Origin of the sequence: Moraxella nasibovis (assembly GCF_029581575.1) — a bacterium.
Classification (GTDB): Bacteria; Pseudomonadota; Gammaproteobacteria; order Pseudomonadales; family Moraxellaceae; genus Moraxella; species Moraxella nasibovis.
Window position 1 is genome coordinate 188,461 of the sequence record NZ_CP089975.1, and the last position, 17,684, is coordinate 206,144.

18 protein-coding genes are annotated in these 17,684 nt (G+C 45.0%); 3 read left to right on the forward strand and 15 right to left on the reverse strand.

The genetic code is table 11. The features are described from left to right. Window positions 1–17: 17 nt before the first annotated feature. The 4 genes from LU290_RS00835 to LU290_RS00850 all read right to left on the reverse strand — a co-directional run bounded on the left by LU290_RS00835 (window position 18) and on the right by LU290_RS00850 (window position 2,915). Entirely contained in the window at window positions 18–677 is a 660-nt protein-coding gene (locus LU290_RS00835) for an NAD(P)H-dependent oxidoreductase (protein WP_277808699.1), read from the reverse strand. A 188-nt stretch (window positions 678–865) separates the two neighbouring features. Next, window positions 866–1,318, reverse strand: coding sequence for a DMT family transporter (locus LU290_RS00840; protein WP_277808700.1), 453 nt, complete (start codon window positions 1,316–1,318; stop codon window positions 866–868). Window positions 1,319–1,327: 9 nt separating this feature from the next. Next, a complete protein-coding gene (locus tag LU290_RS00845) occupies window positions 1,328–1,771 on the reverse strand; it encodes a DMT family transporter (protein ID WP_277808701.1) in 444 nt (147 codons plus the stop codon). 82 nt (window positions 1,772–1,853) lie between these two features. Beyond that, a complete protein-coding gene (locus LU290_RS00850) occupies window positions 1,854–2,915 on the reverse strand; it encodes an NADH:flavin oxidoreductase/NADH oxidase (RefSeq protein WP_277808702.1) in 1,062 nt (353 codons plus the stop codon). 131 nt (window positions 2,916–3,046) lie between these two features. Between LU290_RS00850 and LU290_RS00855 the strand changes: the two genes are divergently transcribed. Beyond that, window positions 3,047–3,943, forward strand: a complete 897-nt coding sequence (locus tag LU290_RS00855) for a LysR family transcriptional regulator (protein ID WP_277808703.1) — start codon at window positions 3,047–3,049, stop codon at window positions 3,941–3,943. A gap of 55 nt (window positions 3,944–3,998) precedes the next feature. Continuing rightward, on the forward strand, window positions 3,999–5,936 hold the full coding sequence (locus LU290_RS00860; RefSeq protein WP_277808704.1) for a DUF2075 domain-containing protein: 1,938 nt from the start codon (window positions 3,999–4,001) through the stop codon (window positions 5,934–5,936). A 43-nt stretch (window positions 5,937–5,979) separates the two neighbouring features. On the opposite strand, the gene LU290_RS00865 is transcribed toward LU290_RS00860, so the two are convergent. From LU290_RS00865 to glmU, 4 genes are all read right to left on the reverse strand, one after another. After that, window positions 5,980–7,134 (reverse strand): NADH-dependent flavin oxidoreductase, encoded by a 1,155-nt coding sequence (locus tag LU290_RS00865; protein WP_277808705.1) that lies wholly within the window; start codon window positions 7,132–7,134, stop codon window positions 5,980–5,982. A 13-nt stretch (window positions 7,135–7,147) separates the two neighbouring features. Further along, complete coding sequence (locus LU290_RS00870) at window positions 7,148–8,161, reverse strand: LLM class flavin-dependent oxidoreductase (protein ID WP_277808706.1); 1,014 nt, start codon at window positions 8,159–8,161, stop codon at window positions 7,148–7,150. 111 nt (window positions 8,162–8,272) lie between these two features. Beyond that, the gene (locus LU290_RS00875) at window positions 8,273–8,590 is read right to left on the reverse strand and encodes an ArsR/SmtB family transcription factor (RefSeq protein WP_277808707.1); all 318 of its coding nucleotides are present in this window, start codon (window positions 8,588–8,590) and stop codon (window positions 8,273–8,275) included. Window positions 8,591–8,791: 201 nt separating this feature from the next. Then, entirely contained in the window at window positions 8,792–10,150 is a 1,359-nt protein-coding gene (gene glmU, locus LU290_RS00880) for a bifunctional UDP-N-acetylglucosamine diphosphorylase/glucosamine-1-phosphate N-acetyltransferase GlmU (RefSeq protein WP_277808708.1), read from the reverse strand. A 203-nt stretch (window positions 10,151–10,353) separates the two neighbouring features. Between glmU and LU290_RS00885 the strand changes: the two genes are divergently transcribed. Continuing rightward, window positions 10,354–12,006 (forward strand): purine-cytosine permease family protein, encoded by a 1,653-nt coding sequence (locus LU290_RS00885; protein ID WP_277808709.1) that lies wholly within the window; start codon window positions 10,354–10,356, stop codon window positions 12,004–12,006. Here LU290_RS00885 and LU290_RS00890 read toward each other — a convergent pair. From LU290_RS00890 to hisF, 7 genes are all read right to left on the reverse strand, one after another. Continuing rightward, entirely contained in the window at window positions 11,963–12,532 is a 570-nt protein-coding gene (locus tag LU290_RS00890; RefSeq protein ID WP_370688536.1) for a phosphatidylglycerophosphatase A family protein, read from the reverse strand. The two genes, LU290_RS00885 and LU290_RS00890, sit on opposite strands and share 44 nt — an antisense overlap. A gap of 18 nt (window positions 12,533–12,550) precedes the next feature. Then, window positions 12,551–13,174, reverse strand: a complete 624-nt coding sequence (locus LU290_RS00895; RefSeq protein ID WP_277808710.1) for a hypothetical protein — start codon at window positions 13,172–13,174, stop codon at window positions 12,551–12,553. A gap of 56 nt (window positions 13,175–13,230) precedes the next feature. Continuing rightward, a complete protein-coding gene (gene thiL / locus LU290_RS00900; RefSeq protein ID WP_277808711.1) occupies window positions 13,231–14,160 on the reverse strand; it encodes a thiamine-phosphate kinase in 930 nt (309 codons plus the stop codon). After that, window positions 14,157–15,041, reverse strand: a complete 885-nt coding sequence (locus LU290_RS00905) for a WG repeat-containing protein (RefSeq protein WP_277808712.1) — start codon at window positions 15,039–15,041, stop codon at window positions 14,157–14,159. The genes thiL and LU290_RS00905 overlap by 4 nt, the downstream gene beginning before the upstream one ends. Before the next feature lie 58 nt (window positions 15,042–15,099). Next, window positions 15,100–15,657: a transcription antitermination factor NusB gene (gene nusB, locus LU290_RS00910; protein ID WP_277808713.1), complete on the reverse strand. Its 558-nt coding sequence runs from the start codon at window positions 15,655–15,657 to the stop codon at window positions 15,100–15,102. Window positions 15,658–15,773: 116 nt separating this feature from the next. Then, entirely contained in the window at window positions 15,774–16,268 is a 495-nt protein-coding gene (gene ribH, locus LU290_RS00915) for a 6,7-dimethyl-8-ribityllumazine synthase (protein WP_277809523.1), read from the reverse strand. A gap of 279 nt (window positions 16,269–16,547) precedes the next feature. Further along, a complete protein-coding gene (gene hisF, locus LU290_RS00920; protein WP_277808714.1) occupies window positions 16,548–17,333 on the reverse strand; it encodes an imidazole glycerol phosphate synthase subunit HisF in 786 nt (261 codons plus the stop codon). Window positions 17,334–17,684: the final 351 nt, after the last annotated feature.

Here is a 17,684-nt window from a genome sequence, read left to right on the forward strand (position 1 = left end):
AAATGGTTGTTTAAAACTTATTCTACAAATTTCACCACTTCATCAAAAGTTTTACGGGCTTTTTGGCGGATTTCTTTATCCCTAAACCCAAAAGTTACCATTACCGACACGCCCCATTCGGCAGGGTCAAATAAACCTTCTTCTGCCAAAATGCGATTGACTTCTTGATAATCAAAGCCTTCAATCGGGCAACTGTCAATGCCAAGCATTGCCGCCCCCGTCATCATATTGGCAAGGGCGATGTAGGTTTGTTTGCTCGCCCAGTCAAATAAACTGCGGTCGGACTCCAAAATGGCGATGTCTTCGGTTTGGAATTTTTGATAAATAGCCAATGCCTTTTCACGAGCTTCGCCCTGCAAGCCCCGTCTGTCCATAATTTCACCAAAATAAGGCGTGTCATAACGGGCGTTTTTCTTGGCAAGAATGGCGACAATGTGGCTGGCGGTTTCCATTGTCGGAATGCCCCAGCAAAAAGGTTTTAATTTTTGGCGTAAGTCGGCATTTTGCAATACCAAAAATTGCCAAGGCTCAGACCCCACAGAGCTTGGGGACAAACGTCCCATTTCCAAAATGGCATTAAAATCATCGGCAGGGATTTTCTTATTGCCGTCATACGAACGCGTGGACGCACGGCGATGAAAGGCACTAATCAGGTCGTCTTTACTAAAAATGGTCATAAATTGCTCCAAAAATGGAAATTTGAAAATTAGGGTGTATTATAAAAGATTTTATTTATTATGGATAATTGATGGTTTTGATAGGTAGGTATTATTTGAAGTGATAAATGATTTTTCAGGCAGCCTGAAAGTTTATTTTTAGTAAAAAGCACCGTCTAATTTTAAAATTAAACGGTGTCTATCATTTTCTATGCCTGTTTCGGTTTGCTACTTTGATAAATAAAATACAAAGCCACGCCCAAACACGCTACTGCTCCCAAGCGATAATAGGAAAATGAGATTTGAGCATTGCCAAAACAGCCAAAACTGTCAATCAGCATTCCCATCAAAAGTTGCCCAAAAATCACCGCAATGGTTGCCGTTGCCGTGCCGATTTTTTGCACCGCCAGCACCATAATGATGATGTATGGCACGCCCATCAACGCCCCCAAAAGTTGCCATTTTGGGACATCTAACAGCGTAGTGTCGTGGCGTGGCTCAAAAAAGAAAATCAGCAAAGCGGTCAATAACGCCCCAATTGAAAAAGTCAAAAAGGCACTTTTGAACACGCCAACGCTTGCTCCCAGTTTGCCGTTAATCGCCGACTGAATGGCGAGCAATGCCCCACCGATAAAAGATAGCAGTACCATTAACGCAATCATTTTTCCCCCTTATGCCACTTTGTCCATCGCCACCAACACAAGGGCGATGACGATAAAAATCAAGGCGATGACACGGTTTTTGTCCATTTTTTTAGCAGGCATACCAAGCCAACCAAAATGGTCAATAAGTAAACTTTTGCTGATTTGCCCTGCAAGAATGGCAATCATCGCAGGGGTAATGCCAATCACAGGCACCGCCATCGTCAAAAACACCACATAGCCCACGCCCAAAATCCCGCCCATCAGTTGCCAAGACGGCTGGGCAAAAAAAGACGGGGCGTTTCTTGGGGCAAAAAACAACATCAGCAAAAATGTCAGTCCTGCACCCACGCCAAAAATGGAAAATGTCGCCCACAAATGCCCGACTTGCTGCCCAAGCGGTCCAAGCAAGCCTGCTTCCACCGACAAGCCCATTCCTGCGATGACAGTGAGCAAAATTAAAATAAGTTGCATTGATTTACCTTGTTTAAATAATAAAAACCGTTGTCCAAAGTCAATTTGACAACGGTTTTATGATTAAAAGCGGTTCATAGATTTAAGCAAACCCACGCACATATTGTCTTGGCACAAACTGCATTTCGCTACTGTCCGAGCCATTTTGCTGATATTGGGCGTTTAATACCCAATACGGGTCTCGCAAAAGCCCACGACCGACCGCCACCAAATCGGCATCGCCCACGCCCAAAATATGGTCAGCCACCGCCACATTGTCCAGCATACCGACCGCAATCACAGGCTTGCCTGTGGCGTGTTTGACTTTGCGAGCCAAATCCACTTGATAGCCTGCATAAAATTCAGGGTGATTGCCCCTGACAAGTACACCGTCGCCACCACCGCTGACATCAAACACATCCGCCCCTGCGTCTGAAAATCGTTTGGCAATTTGTACGCCATACTCGCTGTCAAAGCCGTCTTTGCCGTATTCTTGGGCGGAAATGCGTACGATTAAAGGCATATCGGCAGGCATCACTTTTTTGGCAGCCTGAATGATTTCCACGCCAAACAAGGCTTTATCTTGACCGTATTCATCGGTACGCCCATTGGATTTGGGCGAATAAAATTGATGAATCAAATAACCGTGTGCCCCGTGCAATTCAATCGCATCAAAGCCTGCCTCCACCGCTCTTTTTACGCTATCGGCAAAGGCTTGCACCAAGTCTTTGACTTCCTGCGTGGTCAATTCTCGTGGCGTAATCAAATTTTGCCCCGCATAATCCAGCTCGCCATAATGAATGGCAGACGGGGCGACGGCATTGGGCTCATCTTGGGCTTTACGACCTGCGTGGGCGATTTGTACGGCAATTTTCGCCCCGTGTGCGTGTACGCTGTCCACGATTTTTTTGAATGCGTCTTTTTGTTCGTCATTCCAAAGTCCCAAGCAATTTGGGCTAATGCGACCGTTGGGGGCGACATTGGTCATCTCCACGATAATGAGGCCCACGCCGCCAATGGCTCGGCTGGTGTAATGTACCAAATGCCAGTCGTTTGGCACGCCATCAACGGCGGAATATTGGCACATTGGCGGCATCACTACGCGGTTTTTAAGTTCAAGGTTTTTAATGGAAAAGGGGGTAAGAAGCTTACGGATTTTTGCCATTGGGATAGTCCTAAGTGATGAAATTTTGGCTATTATAACTTGTTTGGGATATTGGGGGAAATTGATTATTTTGATGAGTAGGTATCATTTGGCATGATATAATAATAAAGCATCTAAAATGGAAAAACGCAATGACCAACCTTCGCAAACTTGACCTAAATTTATTAAAAGCCTTTGTCGTATTATTGGACGAATGCAATGTCAGTCGTGCCGCCCACCGCTTATCCATCACTCAGCCTGCGATGAGTGGCATTTTAAATCGCTTGCGAGAAAGTTTTAACGACCCCTTATTTGTCCGAGTGCAACACGGAATGCAACCGACCGATAGGGCGATTGAGCTTGGCAAAATTGCACGGCAGATTTTGACCGACATCAATTCAATGCTCCAACCGCCCATTTTAGAACCTGAAAATTTGGCGATGACGCTACGCATTGGAGCGACCGATTATGTGCAAGCCATCATCGCTGTGCAGCTGATTTTAAAATTAAGACGGCTTGCGCCCAATGTACAAGTGGCATTATTGCCTGTACAAGGGCAAAACATCAAAACACTGTTTGAACAAAACAAAATTGATTTGGCGCTAGTGAGCCAAAACAATCTAACGCCCGATATGCACCAACAAAAACTGTTTGACGAACGCTATATTTGTGCGATGAGCAAGGCGCACCCGATGGCAAATAAAAAATTAACCACAGAGACTTTTTGTGAATTGCCCTTTGCGATGTTTTCTTATAATGGCGGAGAATTTAGTGGGGCAACCGACATCGCCTTACAAAAATTGGGCTTAAAAAGAAAAGTAATGGTGTCTTTAAATAACATTTTATTATTGCCATCATTATTGCAAGAATCGGATTTGGTGGCGGTATTGCCAGAGCGCCTTGCCAAAACTTTATCCAATGTTCATCTACAAACACCGCCCATTGAAATAGACGGCTTTACCATGCTAATGAGCTGGCACGAACGCACGCACCACGACATCGCCCACGCTTGGGTGAGAGAATTAGTTAAGGGGCTTATTTGTGAGTAAGGATCTAAAAGTTAATATATTTATAACGTCATATGCTAATTGGGAGTAATTTAAAATGGCTCGTGCATACTATCATCAAACCATCTCACAATTTTTAAACACTGACAACAGCCAAATTCTTGGTGAATTGCTCGCCAAACACACGCATCAAAAATTAGATGATTTACAGCGCAATGCTTGGCAAAAACAAATCGCCATTCTCAAAAATCAATTACAAGGCATTGACGGACATCTTTATTTTGAATTTAGCATTCCACGTATGGGCAAGCGCGTTGATAATATCATTATTATTGGCAGCACAATTTTCCTATTAGAATTTAAAATTGGCGAAACACAATATCGTTCTCATGATTTAGACCAAGTGATTGATTATGCTTTGGATATGCGCAATTTTCACGAAGGCAGTCATCAAGCAAGATTGATGCCTGTGTTAATTGCCGAAAATGCACCAGACATTCAAACGCAAAATCACATTCAACAAGCGATGAATTTTCAGGCTGCCATACGTTTAAATGCAACTAATTTGGGCAGTTTTTTACGTCAATTTTCCTCACAAAATTCATTTGATATTGCCCATTGGGAGCAATCCGCTTACAAACCTACGCCAACCATTGTGGAAGCAGCACAAGCCTCGTATCAAAAACACGATGTGCGTGAAATTACTCGTTCAGATGCGGGTGCCCAAAATCTGTCATTAACGGCAAATTGTATCAGTCAAATTATTGACAATGCTAAGAAAAATCATCAAAAAACCATTTGCTTTATTACTGGTGTGCCGGGTGCGGGCAAGACGCTCGCAGGCTTAAACATTGCCAATCAACGCTTACAAACTGCTGATGATGAACACGCTGTGTTTTTGTCGGGCAATGGTCCGCTTGTGGCGGTTTTACAAGAAGCATTGGCACGCAATAGCAAGGCTGTCAGCAAAAAAGAAGCAACCAGCCACGCCAAAACCTTTATTCAAAACATTCACCATTTTCGTGATGAATATTTGCAAAACACTGCGCCGCCTACCGAAAAAGTGGTGATTTTTGATGAAGCTCAGCGTGCGTGGAACGAGGCTCAAACCAGCTCATTTATGAAACGAAAACGCGGGCGTGAGGATTTTTGTCAGTCGGAACCTGATTTTTTGATTGAGGTGATGAATCGTCATCAAAATTGGTGCGTGATTATTGCACTAATTGGCGGCGGGCAAGAAATCAATACGGGCGAAGCTGGACTGTCTGAATGGGTGCACGCGCTTAAAACGCATTATGCGGATTGGCGTGTGCATTATTCGCCTTTGATTGTCAATGAAGCGCATTATTTGGACGCGCCAGAACTTTGTAAGTTTATAAAAAATCAAGGTGTTGCTGAGCCACATTTGCATTTGGCGACGTCGGTGCGTTCATTTCGCTCGGCAAAGGTATCGGCATTTATTCATGCAGTTTTGGATAATAATTTATCACTTGCCAAAACTTTATATCAAGAAATCAAAGACAATTATCCCATTGTTTTAACCAGAGATTTAAACACAGCAAAACAATGGTTACACGAACAAGCGCGTGGTAGCGAGCGTTTTGGTTTGATTGCCTCATCGGGCGCACGGCGTTTAAAGGCGCTTGGTGTTAATGTCAAAAATGAAATTGAAGTGGAAAAATGGTTTTTAAATGATAAAAATGACGTGCGTTCATCGTATTTTTTGGAAGATGTGGCCAGTGAATTTGATGTGCAGGGATTGGAATTGGATTTTGCGTGTGTGGCGTGGGACGGTAATTTTTATTATGACAAGGGCTGGCATTATCAAAATTTTAAGGGCACTAAATGGCAAAATGTCCGACAAGCAGAAGAGCAGCAATTTATTCAAAATGCGCATCGGGTTTTATTGACCCGTGCACGGCAAGGTATGGTGATTTGGGTGCCAGAAGGCAATGAAAATGACCATACTCGTCCTAGCCGATTTTATGATGGAACTTATGAGTTTTGGCGGGAGATTGGAATTTTAGTATTATAAAAACACCGCCTAAACTTTCATTCAGACGGTGTTCAAAATCAAATTAAATATTGACAGCCTGCCAATTCTCATCGCCCTTAACTGGCGGTAAAAATGCAGGTTTGCTTTGTTGGATGTGCCACAGCACAGGCGGATAGCCATATTTTTCAGGCTGGCTTAAATCTAGGCGGGTTTGGATTTGTTCATCTTGTCCATTTTTAAGCAAAGTCGCCAAATTCGGATTCATCAGCACCGCCTTACCCACCGCAATAAATTCGGCAAACCCTGTATCAAACGCCCCACGAATTTGACTGCCTGACAGCAAATTACCCACGCCAACGAGCGGCAACTTTCCGCCAATATGGGCGTGAATTTGCTCAATGCGAGATTTACTTGTATCCGCCCCACGGCGAGCCTTGTTATAAAAATCCCACAAAGAGATGTGCAGATATTGCAGGGGTTGTTCCACCAATTTATCCAGCAAAACAAAAGTATCCGCCATCGTCAGCCCATTTTCTTCGGGTTCTTCGGGCGAAAAACGGTAGCCGACAATAAAATCAGGGCGATTATGTTTGGCTTTCACTTCATTCACCGCTTGAATGACCGCCAATGGAAACGCCGTACGAGCGTGAATGTCGCCACCCCATTTGTCGGTGCGGGTGTTGCTTGCGCCAGAAACAAACTGCTGAATCAAATAGCCATTCGCCCCGTGAATTTCCACGCCGTCAAAGCCCGCCAAGAGAGCCAATTCTGCCGAACGAGCAAACGCTGCTATCATCTCGTCCACTTCTGCCTCCGTCATCGCACGGGCTGAGTGGTTGTCCGATTGCTCGGTTTCGTGCTTGATGTAATCGCTTGGGGCAATGGCGTCAAAGCCTTGATTGATGTCGGCATTCCACTTTTTACCACCGTGATGCAGTTGCAAAATGGCTTTTGCCCCTTGATTTTTGATAAGCTGGGCGGTATCACGCAGGCTATCAAGCAGTGCTTGGCTTGTCACTTCTGGCTCGCCTGCAAAGGATTTACCCCCTTGTTTGACAAGGCTTGCGGCGGTGATAAATAAGCCAAAATCGGTGGCGCGGTTGCCGATAAAAGTGCGTTCTGCGTCTGAAATCGTGCCGTCAGCGTTGGAGCCAAAATGGGTCATCGGGGCGACCACAAGGCGGTTTTTGATTTCCACGCCGTTGTTCAGCGTAAAGGGGGTGAATAAATCGGTCATAAATTTACCTTTTTTAAATGGTTTCAATAATTTGTTTGAGCAATGAATAAGAATGGTGCTGTTTTTGTTCATCAAAAACATAATTAATCGCAATCAATTCATCGGCTTGATATTTTTGTTGAAAATCAAGTAGTTGCTGTTTCACGCTGTCTTTATCGCCAATGATAGAAGTACTCATCATCGACTGCGCCGCCATTTTCTCTTGGGGCGACCACAGGGCGTCCATATCAGGCACAGGCGGACACATGCCACGAGACACGCCTCGCACGAGATCCCAAAATAGCTGCTGTTGCGTGGTCGCCAAAAACTTGGCTTCCGTCTCGCTGTCCGCCACCAAAATATTGTTGCAAATCATCATATAAGGCGCATGCAGCGCATCAGACGGCTTAAATTCATTGCGATAAATGTCCACCGCCATGTCGAGCATTCGTGGGGCGAAATGAGCGGCAAAGGCATAAGGCAAGCCCAAACGACCAGCCAGATAGGCACTCTCTGTGCTAGAACCTAAAATATACAGCGGCACACTTAACCCAAGCGCAGGATAGGCTTTGACGCGTCCTTGTACGCTCTCATCACCAAAATATCTTTGCAAATCAGCAATATCGCTTGGGAATTGATCAGAAATGTCGGCACGCCCACGCCGCAGAGCCATTGCTGTGATTGGGTCAGTGCCAGGGGCTCGACCAAGCCCCAAATCCACCCGATTGGGATAAAGTGTTTCTAATGTGCCATACTGCTCGGCAACCTGCAACGGGCTATGATTAGGCAGCATCACGCCGCCGCTACCGACACGGATTTTTTGTGTTTGCGACAGCGTATGGGCAATCAAAATTTGCGTGGCAGAGCTTGCCAAATGCGGCATATTGTGATGCTCAGCAATCCAAAACCTTGTAAAGTCAAGGCTTTCTAAATGCTGAGCCAAGCGCACCATTGCGTCTATGGCATCTTTGGCATTTTGCCCTTGGCGCATTGGCGCAAGGTTTAGGGCGGAGAGTTTGGGGGTTTTGGTCATAGCTGTCTTAGTCATAATTGCTTTGGTTATAATTACGATTATCTTAATATCTAAAAAAATAGAAATGTTTTGACTTTAAAAAACGCTGGAAAATGTCAGCGTTTCTGTGTTGTTGCATTGGCAAATTTACGCAAAAAGCTCGCTGATTTGTTCGTTCAAGCGTGCGCGAGCTTGGGGCGAAATGCGGTAATAAGTCCATTTGCCCATGCGCTGCGACTCGACCAAATCCACCGATTTGAGCGTGTTCAGATAGCCCGACACCACCGACTGAGCCAGCCCTGCTTTTTCGGCAATTTTGCCCACGCAAATCCAGCCGCCTGTTTGCATTTCAGCATATTCGGCGACAAAATCGGGAAAATGCTCGGCAGGGCGGTTGAGCCAAACGAGCATTTGTAGGCGGTGTTCGTTGGCGAGTGCCTTGAAAGTGTCAATTAAATTCGTCATGGTGGCGTATTATATCTATTTTTTTGGAAATATCAATGTATTTTTACCAAAGGCTACACACCCATCGGTCTGAGCTTGCCAAGCATGGGCTGATGAAAAATTTTTAAGCAAATTTTAAGGCTGTCGACCACACAAAAAGCAGGGCGTCACTTTTTGTGTAGCCACTCGATGTCAGCCTGCACCGATGAATGAGTCGCAAGCTTAGCTTTTGTCTTTTTCAGGTCTTATCCAGCCGTCAATGGTAACTTGCTTGCCACGAGCGACCACGAGCTTATTTTCTGCACAATCTTTGGTAATCACTGACCCTGCGCCGATGGTGGCTTTATTGCCAATCGTTACAGGTGCGACCAGCACCGCATTTGAGCCGATACGCACATCCGCCCCAATGGTGGTTTTAAATTTATTTACGCCATCATAATTGGCGGTAATCGTGCCAGCCCCCACATTGGTTCGGCTGCCCACCGTACTATCGCCCAAATACGCTAAATGATTGGCTTTTGCACCGCTTGCCATTTGCGTGTTTTTTAGCTCGACAAAGTTACCAATATGTACTTCATCAGCCGTTACCGCATTTGGACGAAGTCTTGCAAAAGGTCCGATTTGATTATTTTCACCGACAATGGCATTTTCAAAAATGCTATACGGTGCAATCACCGTGCCACTGGCAATCTTGGTATTTTTAATCACACAACCTGCGCCAATTTTGACATTATTGCCAATTTCACACTCGCCTTCAAAGATTACATTAATGTCAATTTGCACATCCTTGCCAACGGTTAATTCGCCACGCAAATCAAAACGGGCGGGATCCATGATATGCACGCCTTGTTTCATTAAGTTTTCGGCTTGATGAGCCTGCCAAGTGCGTTCCAAATTGGCAAGCTGAATGCGGTCATTCACGCCTTCAATTTCAAATTGATATTGTGGCGAAACAGTATCAATCGTAATGCCATCATCAACCGCCATTTTCACAATATCAGTCAAATAATATTCGCCTTGTGCGTTGTTATTATTGAGATTTTTCAAATACTTATGCAAAATTTCATTGGCAACGCAATAGACACCGCTATTGATTTCTGTAATTTGTTTTTGAGCATCGGTGGCGTCTTTTTCTTCGACAATGGCAATCACTTTGCCGTCTTTGCGAATAATCCGCCCCAAGCCAAAGGGCGTTGGCGTGTTCATCGTCAGCATGGCAAATGGGCTGTCGCTACTTGCCAGTTTCGCCAAAGTCTCCGCCCCAATAAGCGGCACATCACCCGATAAAATCAGACTTTTACCGTCCGTTGGTAGCACTGGCAAAGTCATCATCACCGCGTGCCCCGTGCCGAGTTGTTCGGCTTGTTCTACCCAGTCAATTTTCTCGTGGGCGAATGCGTCTTTGACCTGTTGCCCTTCAAAGCCATAAATGATGATGTTTTTTTGACTGCCTAATTTTTTGGCGGTGGTTAAAACATGGGCTAATAATGACTTACCTGCCAAAGGTTGTAGTACTTTTGGCTTGGCGGATTTCATGCGAGTGCCTTTGCCCGCTGCCATGATGATGACATTTAAAGACATGATTTTTCCTTGATGATGAATATGGGATATGTCCTTATTTTAGCACATTTTTTGGTCAAATTTGCTCATCGGCTGTGTTGGCTTTGTGTTGCATTGTGCTTTTTGGCAAATTTTACTTGCCAAATCTTGGGGTTTTGTTCATCAGCTAATCGCTTTTATGCGTGGGGCTGTGATACAATGGCTGTCTTTGACCGGCAAAAATCATGACCATCAAGCACACACATACAGACGAATATCAGACCACTCGTGTCCCAAGCGATCAGCTTTTGGGTGGGCGGCACTTTGCCTCAGGATATGCTGCCGAGCATGTGGCGGGCGGCGAGTTTGTGGTGGGTGCGGCGTTTGCGGCTTGGGGTGCATCGCCTCTGGCGGTGTTTTTGGGTCTTTTGATTGGCAATCTTTTGGCGGTGCTGAGCTGGGCGTGGCTGTGCAGCCCTGTGGCGGTGAGTGCGCGCCTGACGCTGTACGAATACTTGTCACGCATGGCGGGCAGGCGCATCGTTTGGGTCTTTAATCTCATCAATGGCATCATTTTTGCGGTCATCGCAGGTGGTATGATGACCATCTCAGCGCAGGCGATACACGGTGCGATGGGCTTGCCGCCTCAGATAAAATGGCATTCTGACAGTCCGACATTTGTGCTGCTTGTCATGCTGCTTGGGGCGGTGGTGGTCTTGGTGAGCATGCTGGGCTTTCATCGGCTGACTAAGGCTTCTCGCTATTTTTCGCCTTATTTGATGACGACATTTGTGCTGTGCGGGCTTGTGAGCGTGCCGCTACTTTGGCAGGCGGGGCGGGCAGAAGGGCTTGATTTTTGGCAGATATTCGCCGCTTATGTCTGGACGGGCAACACACCCGATGGCAGCGAGCCATTTAGCATCTGGCACATTGCCGCTTTTGCATGGGGGCTAAATTTGCCTTTGCATTTGGGCATGGGCGACATGAGCACGCTAAGATTTGCCAAAAAATGGCAGTACGGCTACCACTCGGTATGGGCGACTTATGGCGGGCATTTTGTGGCTTGGGTGGGCGCAGGTATGCTTGGCGCCAGTAGTGCGATGCTCCTAGGTCTCCCCATCGGTGCGTTGGATGTGGGTGGTGTGGTGATGCCGACGCTTGGGGTGGCAGGCGTCTTGGCGGCGGTGCTGGCATCCATCACCACGGCAGTGCCAAGCTTGTACCGTGCCGCCTTGGCATTTGATGCGCTGTGGCAGGTGGGATTTGTCAAGATGACAGCGGTGCTTGGTGTGATGACGACCATCATCGCTTGTTTTCCGCTGATTTTTCTTAAATGGCTTGATTTGATGGCGTATTTTAATATCGTCGTTGCGCCGATGGGAGCGATGATTGCCGCTGAGCATTTTGTTTTGCCTAGATGGGGCGTGCGCCCTTTTTGGCGACAGGATAGGCAGGGCGGCAGCGATAACACGAGCGCCATCATCACTTGGGCAGTGGGCTTGTCTTTGGCAGCTGTCTTATTGTTTTTGGGTGTGCATTTGTTTTTTGTGTTCGTTCCTGTGTGGGTGGCGTGCGTTTTTGTGTATGCGCTTTGTGCGTATCGTGAGGCGGCTGTGCTACGACAGGCGCCAAGAGAGGCGCTGTACGAGCTGTCCTATGGGTGTGATACGAAAGCCGTGCAGACAAGAATGAGCCGCCCTTTGATGCATAAAAAATGGCTCATTTTGATTTTGGTGTCCATGCTGATGAGCAGTGCGCTTTTGTACGGTGATGATCCCAAAGCGATGCTTACGGTCTTCCAAGGACTCTTACTTGTCCTAACGCTGCTGTATTTTGCGGTGGTGGGGATTATTTTTACCAAGAATAAAACAACAAACAGCCCACCGCCGCCGCCATAATGCCTGCCAGCACATCATCAATCAAAATACCAAATCCGCCCGAGACATTATTATCTACCCATTTAATTGGAAATGGCTTAATGATGTCAAAAAAGCGAAATAGCACAAACGGCACGACAATCAGCAGCAGCAAACTTGGGTGCAAATATGCCAATCCTGCTTTGTCGCTGTTTGGCGTATGGGTCAATAGCCAAACGCTTGGCAATAACGCAATCCACATTCCCACCCATTCATCAAAGACAATGTGCGGGTCATCGTGGACATTCATTAAATCCGAAGTCTTGCCACAAATATAACTGCCCACCAAACAGCCAATAATGGCAATAATCAAAAACCCCCAAAATCCCAAACATAGCATCGGCAAAGCAACAATCAATCCACCCATCGTTCCCCAAGTTCCAGGGGCTTTTTTGGGTAAACCAGAACCCAAGCCAATGCCGAGCCAATAAATACATTTTTCAAAGGCGGTGGCGGACTTTGGGCAAGGCGGGCAAGGGTTGGATTTACGAATGTCGGGTTTGTGCATTTTGATACCTGTATTTGATTATTCTATACTATCTTCTGCTGGGTCTACATAAAAGTAATGTTCAGTATTTCTTTTACACTCAAGGGCTGGGCTAAACTTTATAGGCACTATCTTTATCGCTCTATTATTGTAAATTTCACGATACTCAATAGGCTTGTTATAGTAGACCATTTGTCCACCACATATCGGGCAAGGATTTGGGGTGATTTTTTCTAGCATTAATTGGTTGTTATATCCGTTTAGGGCATAATTTTGGAAAAAAAGTAGTGAAATCGGAATGCGAATCTGTTTTTTTGTAATACCACGCAACCAAAGTAAAAACATAGAAATACAAAGCATTATCACAGAAAAAGAAAGTTGCATATAGGATATTGATGCAGTATGTTCAATGGAAAATATATTCCGAAATAGCTGTATAATCATAGTAATGAGAGAGGCTATGGCAAGAATTGATGACGGAACGCTTAGCCAAGTCAGAATCGCCATAGTTATGGGATTTCTCCACATGGGTCTGATATTGTAGGTTGCAGCTTCAGAAGATGAAACTTTGTTTTCATAAAAATTATTTGTAGTGCTTAAATCTATATTATTAATTTGGCTGTTGGTGAATTGAGAATTTTTGAAATTGTTTTTTTGAGACATTCGCCTTCTCCATTATTTTTTCTTATTATTACAGCATAGAAATTAATTAAAAACAACTAAAAATGACTCCAGCCCTTGATCCCAAAATCCACTTTTTGATTGTTAAACAACAACTGCAAACCTTGTGTTTCTACAATATCACCGATTTTAAAAATCGTATTTGGATAAAGGGCGTTAAATTCATCAAATTTATTTTTTGGTAGGGTAAAGCATAATTGATAATCATCGCCACCGTTTAAAATGTGCTGATATTTTTGTACAAAAGGCAAACGATTTAATTCATCAACGCAAGGAATATTTTCCAAATACAGCCTTGCCCCAACGCCACTTGCGGTCAAAATATGCCCCAAATCTTGCCCCAAGCCGTCCGAAATGTCAATCATACTGTTGGCATAACCTACCAGTTTTTGCCCCAAATCCACTTGTGGCATGGGCAAATCTAAGGCGTTTTGTAAATCAGTATTTTGTCCATTTAAAATATGTGATAATGCCAAACTTGCCAAACCAATATGACCGCTCACGCAAATCACATCGCCAATTTTTGCACCATTTCGCTTAATGGCTTTACCTTGCTCAATAAAGCCCAAAGCCGTGACCGAAATGGTCAAAATCTCGGATTTGGTCGTGTCGCCACCGATGAGTTCTACATTGTGCTGACTGCAAATATCGCTCACGCCTTTTGTAAATTCAGCAAGCCAGTTTTCATCATGATTTGGCAAAGACAATCCAAGCAAAATCGCATACGGCATCGCCCCCATACTGGCAATGTCGGATAAATTGACCGCCACCGACTTCCAGCCAATCGCATACGGACTGGTATCGTGGGGAAAATGTCGCCCAGCAACCAGCGTATCCACACAGCTCACCAGCTCACAATTTGGTGGAATACTACTCACTGCACAATCATCGCCAATGCCCAAAGTGGTATTTTGGTGCTTGGCGGTGGCGTTTTTAAAATGGCGGTAGATTAGAGAGAATTCGCTCATTGATCATCTTCAAGTAAAAAATCTTCAGTCCAATACACAGCTTTTTTTGCTTTGCCTACTTGCTTTCCTTGACGGTTGATTTTAAATTCTTTGCCATCTTTTTCTGCATTTGCTAAGTCGGTTTTTTCATCAAAATAGCTGGCATATTCAAACTGCGGTTCAATAATAATATTGCCCGTTTTATCTATAAAGCCAATTTTTTCATCAATGATGATTTGAGCAACACCACGCAAAAAATATTTGGCTTCATAGTCCATCCAGTCGATAATCACTTTGCCAGTCTTATCAATAAAGGCAGTTTTGTCATCTTTAACCACTCGTGCCAAGTCTTCACTAAATGTACCAGCATCGTCATAAATAAAATCAATGACTGTTTGATTTTGGGTATTGATATAGCCGTATTTGCCATCTTTTAGAGCGTAACTCAACCCTTGTGAAAAATAACCCACATCGTCATATTGGCAATCAATGACAATTTTTCCGTTTTTATCAAGATAGCCATTCTTGTTGCCTTGACGAATGCGTGCAAAGCCTTCTAGAAAATCATAGATATAATCAAATACAAAATCCGTCAATAGGCCATCATCAATATGAAGCAGGGCAAATTTATCAAACAATTTAACTTTGGTACAATTTTCTTCAATGTAGCCAATATAATGATAGGCAGGGCTGATTACTTTGCCCTGTTGGTTTAATATATACCATTCATCATTCAAAACAGCACGAAATAAGCCATTTTCAGACGGTAAAATATCATCGTATATGACCGATGTTATTGGATTGTTATTCTTATCAACCAATCCAAACTTGCCATTTCTTTTGATTAAAAAGATATTGTCATCATATTGCTGATGATAATTAACATGATGTTTTTGTGCCATTTAATTTCCCTTTTTTGTATAAAAAAATACGCCATTTTTCAATGACGCATTTTGTAGGTCAGCCGAGATTTGGCAGATTGTCGCTTGGCTGTGGCTTTTTGCCATTTTTTTCATCAGTACGCACTTCTTTGGCATAGCGGTCAAGCACGGCATTGATGAGTTTGTGTGCGTCTGTCGCCCCAAAATAGGTGTTGAGTTGCATGGCTTCATCCAGCACCACTTTATAAGGAATGTGCAGGCTGTATTTGAGTTCGTACGCACCGATAAGCAGTACCGCACGCTCAATCACATCAAGGCGATCGAAACTGCGATCAAGATAACGAGAGATTTCCATAATCAGCTCGCCTGCTTGCTCAGGAATCTGACGCATCAGCTCGTGATAATAGCCCAAATGCACGGTGTGCATGGCGTTGTCGGCTCTGGTGCGAGCGGCGATGGCGTGCGGTTCGTTACCGCCCAACAAATCTCGTTGCTCACTGGCAAAACGATAGTCGGTCAAAAGCCATTCGTACAGACCTTGCAGGGCAAAACGGCGAGCCTTACGCACGGCGGTGTGCGTGGTTTTGTAGCCTGATTCGCTGATGTCAAATTGGTCGTTTTGGGAAGTGGTGTTCATAAAATGCCTTAAAAATAGTGCTACACTGGGGTCGTCACCCAATGGGAAATAAAAATTGCGATGCGTGGCATTGGGCGAATATCATTCACCCTAAAGCCCCACATCAACGATTTGACTTAAATCGCTTTTAATACGCTTGCCATTTCGATGGCGGTCATCGCTGCTTCAAAGCCTTTGTTGCCTGCTTTGGTGCCAGCGCGCTCAATGGTCTGTTCGATGTTTTCGGTGGTAAGGATGCCGTTAATCACAGGAATGTCGTGATCTAGAGCGACTTTTGACAGACCTTTGGCACTCTCGCTTGCCACGATGTCAAAGTGCGGTGTCGCCCCACGAATGATCGCACCCAACACCACGATGGCATCAAATTTGCCAGAAGTCGCCAGTTTTTTGGCGGTCAAAGGCAGCTCAAACGCCCCCGGTACTCGCACGACGGTGATGTTCTCGCCTTGTACGCCGTGGCGAAGTAGGGCATCTAACGCACCTTCTACCAAACTTTCTACCAAAAAGCCGTTAAAACGACCGACCGCAATGGCGATTTTCAGGTTTTGGCTTTGGTCTAAGGCACCGTCAATGTGGCTGACGGCAGATTTTTGGGCTGTGTAATTCATGATGAACTCGTTGTGAAATTGTTTAAAAAATTACTGCTTATGATAGCATATTTTGACAAAAATAGGGCGTTTTTTGGTGGATAAAACGCCATTTTGCCCAGATGATTGGCTCATTGGGCTGTCGTTGGTATTTTGGTTGATGGGCGATGGTTTATACCAGCCGAATGATAAAATTGCCACAGAATGATGTGATGTCGTAGGTTGGGTTGAGGCACGAAACCCAACAAATTCAAATAGTTACGCCAAAAATGGCAGCCCACCCTACATTTTGGTTGGCGTTATTTACAAATTTTGCCCAATCAGTCTGACTGGAATGCCCTGACTTGCCATGAACGCTTTGGCCTCGCCGATGGTGTGATCGCCAAAGTGAAAAATGCTCGCCGCCAGCACCGCATCGGCACCGCCTTTGAGTACGCCATCGGCTAGGTGCTGTAAGTTGCCCACACCGCCAGATGCGATGACAGGAATATTGACAAGGTCGCTGATGGTGCGTGTCAGTAGCAAATCATAGCCTGCTCGTGTGCCGTCGCCGTCCATGCTGGTAACCAGTAGCTCGCCTGCCCCTCGCTTAGTCATCTCAACCGCCCATTGTATCGCATCAATGCCTGTTGCACGGCGACCGCCATGCGTGAATATTTCAAAGCCAATCGTGCCGTCCGCTTTGATGACTCGCTTGGCATCAATGGAGACGACCACGCACTGAGAGCCAAAGCGAGCGGCAGCATCATTCACCAAATCAGGATTGGTGATGGCAGCAGAGTTGATGCCGACTTTGTCCGCTCCAGCGTTTAGTAGATTTCTGATGTCGTCAATCTTACGCACGCCACCGCCAACAGTGAGTGGAATGAAAATGTTTTTGGCGATTTGTTCAACCATCTGATAAGTGGTGTCTCGCCCATCACTGGTGGCGGTGATGTCAAGAAAGGTGATCTCATCGGCACCATCATCGTTGTAGCGAGTGGCGACTTGCACAGGGTCGCCTGCGTCTTTAATATCAACAAAATTTACCCCTTTGACGACACGACCATTTTCAACATCAAGGCAGGGGATAAGGCGTTTTGCTAACATGATTTTTCCCTAAAACTGTTGCGGTAAAAAGTTTGGGCTTATTATGACAATAAAGGGGGTTTTATACAAGTCTTTGAGATATAAAACGATTGCAAGAGAGGCTATGGTAGCAAAAATAGTAGTAGATTGTTGCTGAAATGGCTGTTTAGAGAACGCAGCCCTGTCTGCTGTGATGTGGTGATGAGATCGTCTTTATGGCAATAAGCCAATCTATTTATATTGACCGCATTGTTAGGATTGTGTTGATCTGCTTTTTTTAATTGTAAGCAATTAAACTTAAAATAAAACTAGGATTTCCTCTCACCCTGAGCTTGTCAAACTTGAACAAAAATAGCCATCCTTTGATAGGCT

Coding starts and splice junctions, on each gene's coding strand:
- LU290_RS00835 (WP_277808699.1), bottom strand. CDS start 677: ATGACCATTTTTAGTAAAGACGACCTGATTAGTGCCTTTCATCGCCGT.
- LU290_RS00840 (WP_277808700.1), bottom strand. CDS start 1,318: ATGATTGCGTTAATGGTACTGCTATCTTTTATCGGTGGGGCATTGCTC.
- LU290_RS00845 (WP_277808701.1), bottom strand. CDS start 1,771: ATGCAACTTATTTTAATTTTGCTCACTGTCATCGCAGGAATGGGCTTG.
- LU290_RS00850 (WP_277808702.1), bottom strand. CDS start 2,915: ATGGCAAAAATCCGTAAGCTTCTTACCCCCTTTTCCATTAAAAACCTT.
- LU290_RS00855 (WP_277808703.1), top strand. CDS start 3,047: ATGACCAACCTTCGCAAACTTGACCTAAATTTATTAAAAGCCTTTGTC.
- LU290_RS00860 (WP_277808704.1), top strand. CDS start 3,999: ATGGCTCGTGCATACTATCATCAAACCATCTCACAATTTTTAAACACT.
- LU290_RS00865 (WP_277808705.1), bottom strand. CDS start 7,134: ATGACCGATTTATTCACCCCCTTTACGCTGAACAACGGCGTGGAAATC.
- LU290_RS00870 (WP_277808706.1), bottom strand. CDS start 8,161: ATGACTAAGACAGCTATGACCAAAACCCCCAAACTCTCCGCCCTAAAC.
- LU290_RS00875 (WP_277808707.1), bottom strand. CDS start 8,590: ATGACGAATTTAATTGACACTTTCAAGGCACTCGCCAACGAACACCGC.
- glmU (WP_277808708.1), bottom strand. CDS start 10,150: ATGTCTTTAAATGTCATCATCATGGCAGCGGGCAAAGGCACTCGCATG.
- LU290_RS00885 (WP_277808709.1), top strand. CDS start 10,354: ATGACCATCAAGCACACACATACAGACGAATATCAGACCACTCGTGTC.
- LU290_RS00890 (WP_370688536.1), bottom strand. CDS start 12,532: ATGCACAAACCCGACATTCGTAAATCCAACCCTTGCCCGCCTTGCCCA.
- LU290_RS00895 (WP_277808710.1), bottom strand. CDS start 13,174: ATGTCTCAAAAAAACAATTTCAAAAATTCTCAATTCACCAACAGCCAA.
- thiL (WP_277808711.1), bottom strand. CDS start 14,160: ATGAGCGAATTCTCTCTAATCTACCGCCATTTTAAAAACGCCACCGCC.
- LU290_RS00905 (WP_277808712.1), bottom strand. CDS start 15,041: ATGGCACAAAAACATCATGTTAATTATCATCAGCAATATGATGACAAT.
- nusB (WP_277808713.1), bottom strand. CDS start 15,657: ATGAACACCACTTCCCAAAACGACCAATTTGACATCAGCGAATCAGGC.
- hisF (WP_277808714.1), bottom strand. CDS start 17,333: ATGTTAGCAAAACGCCTTATCCCCTGCCTTGATGTTGAAAATGGTCGT.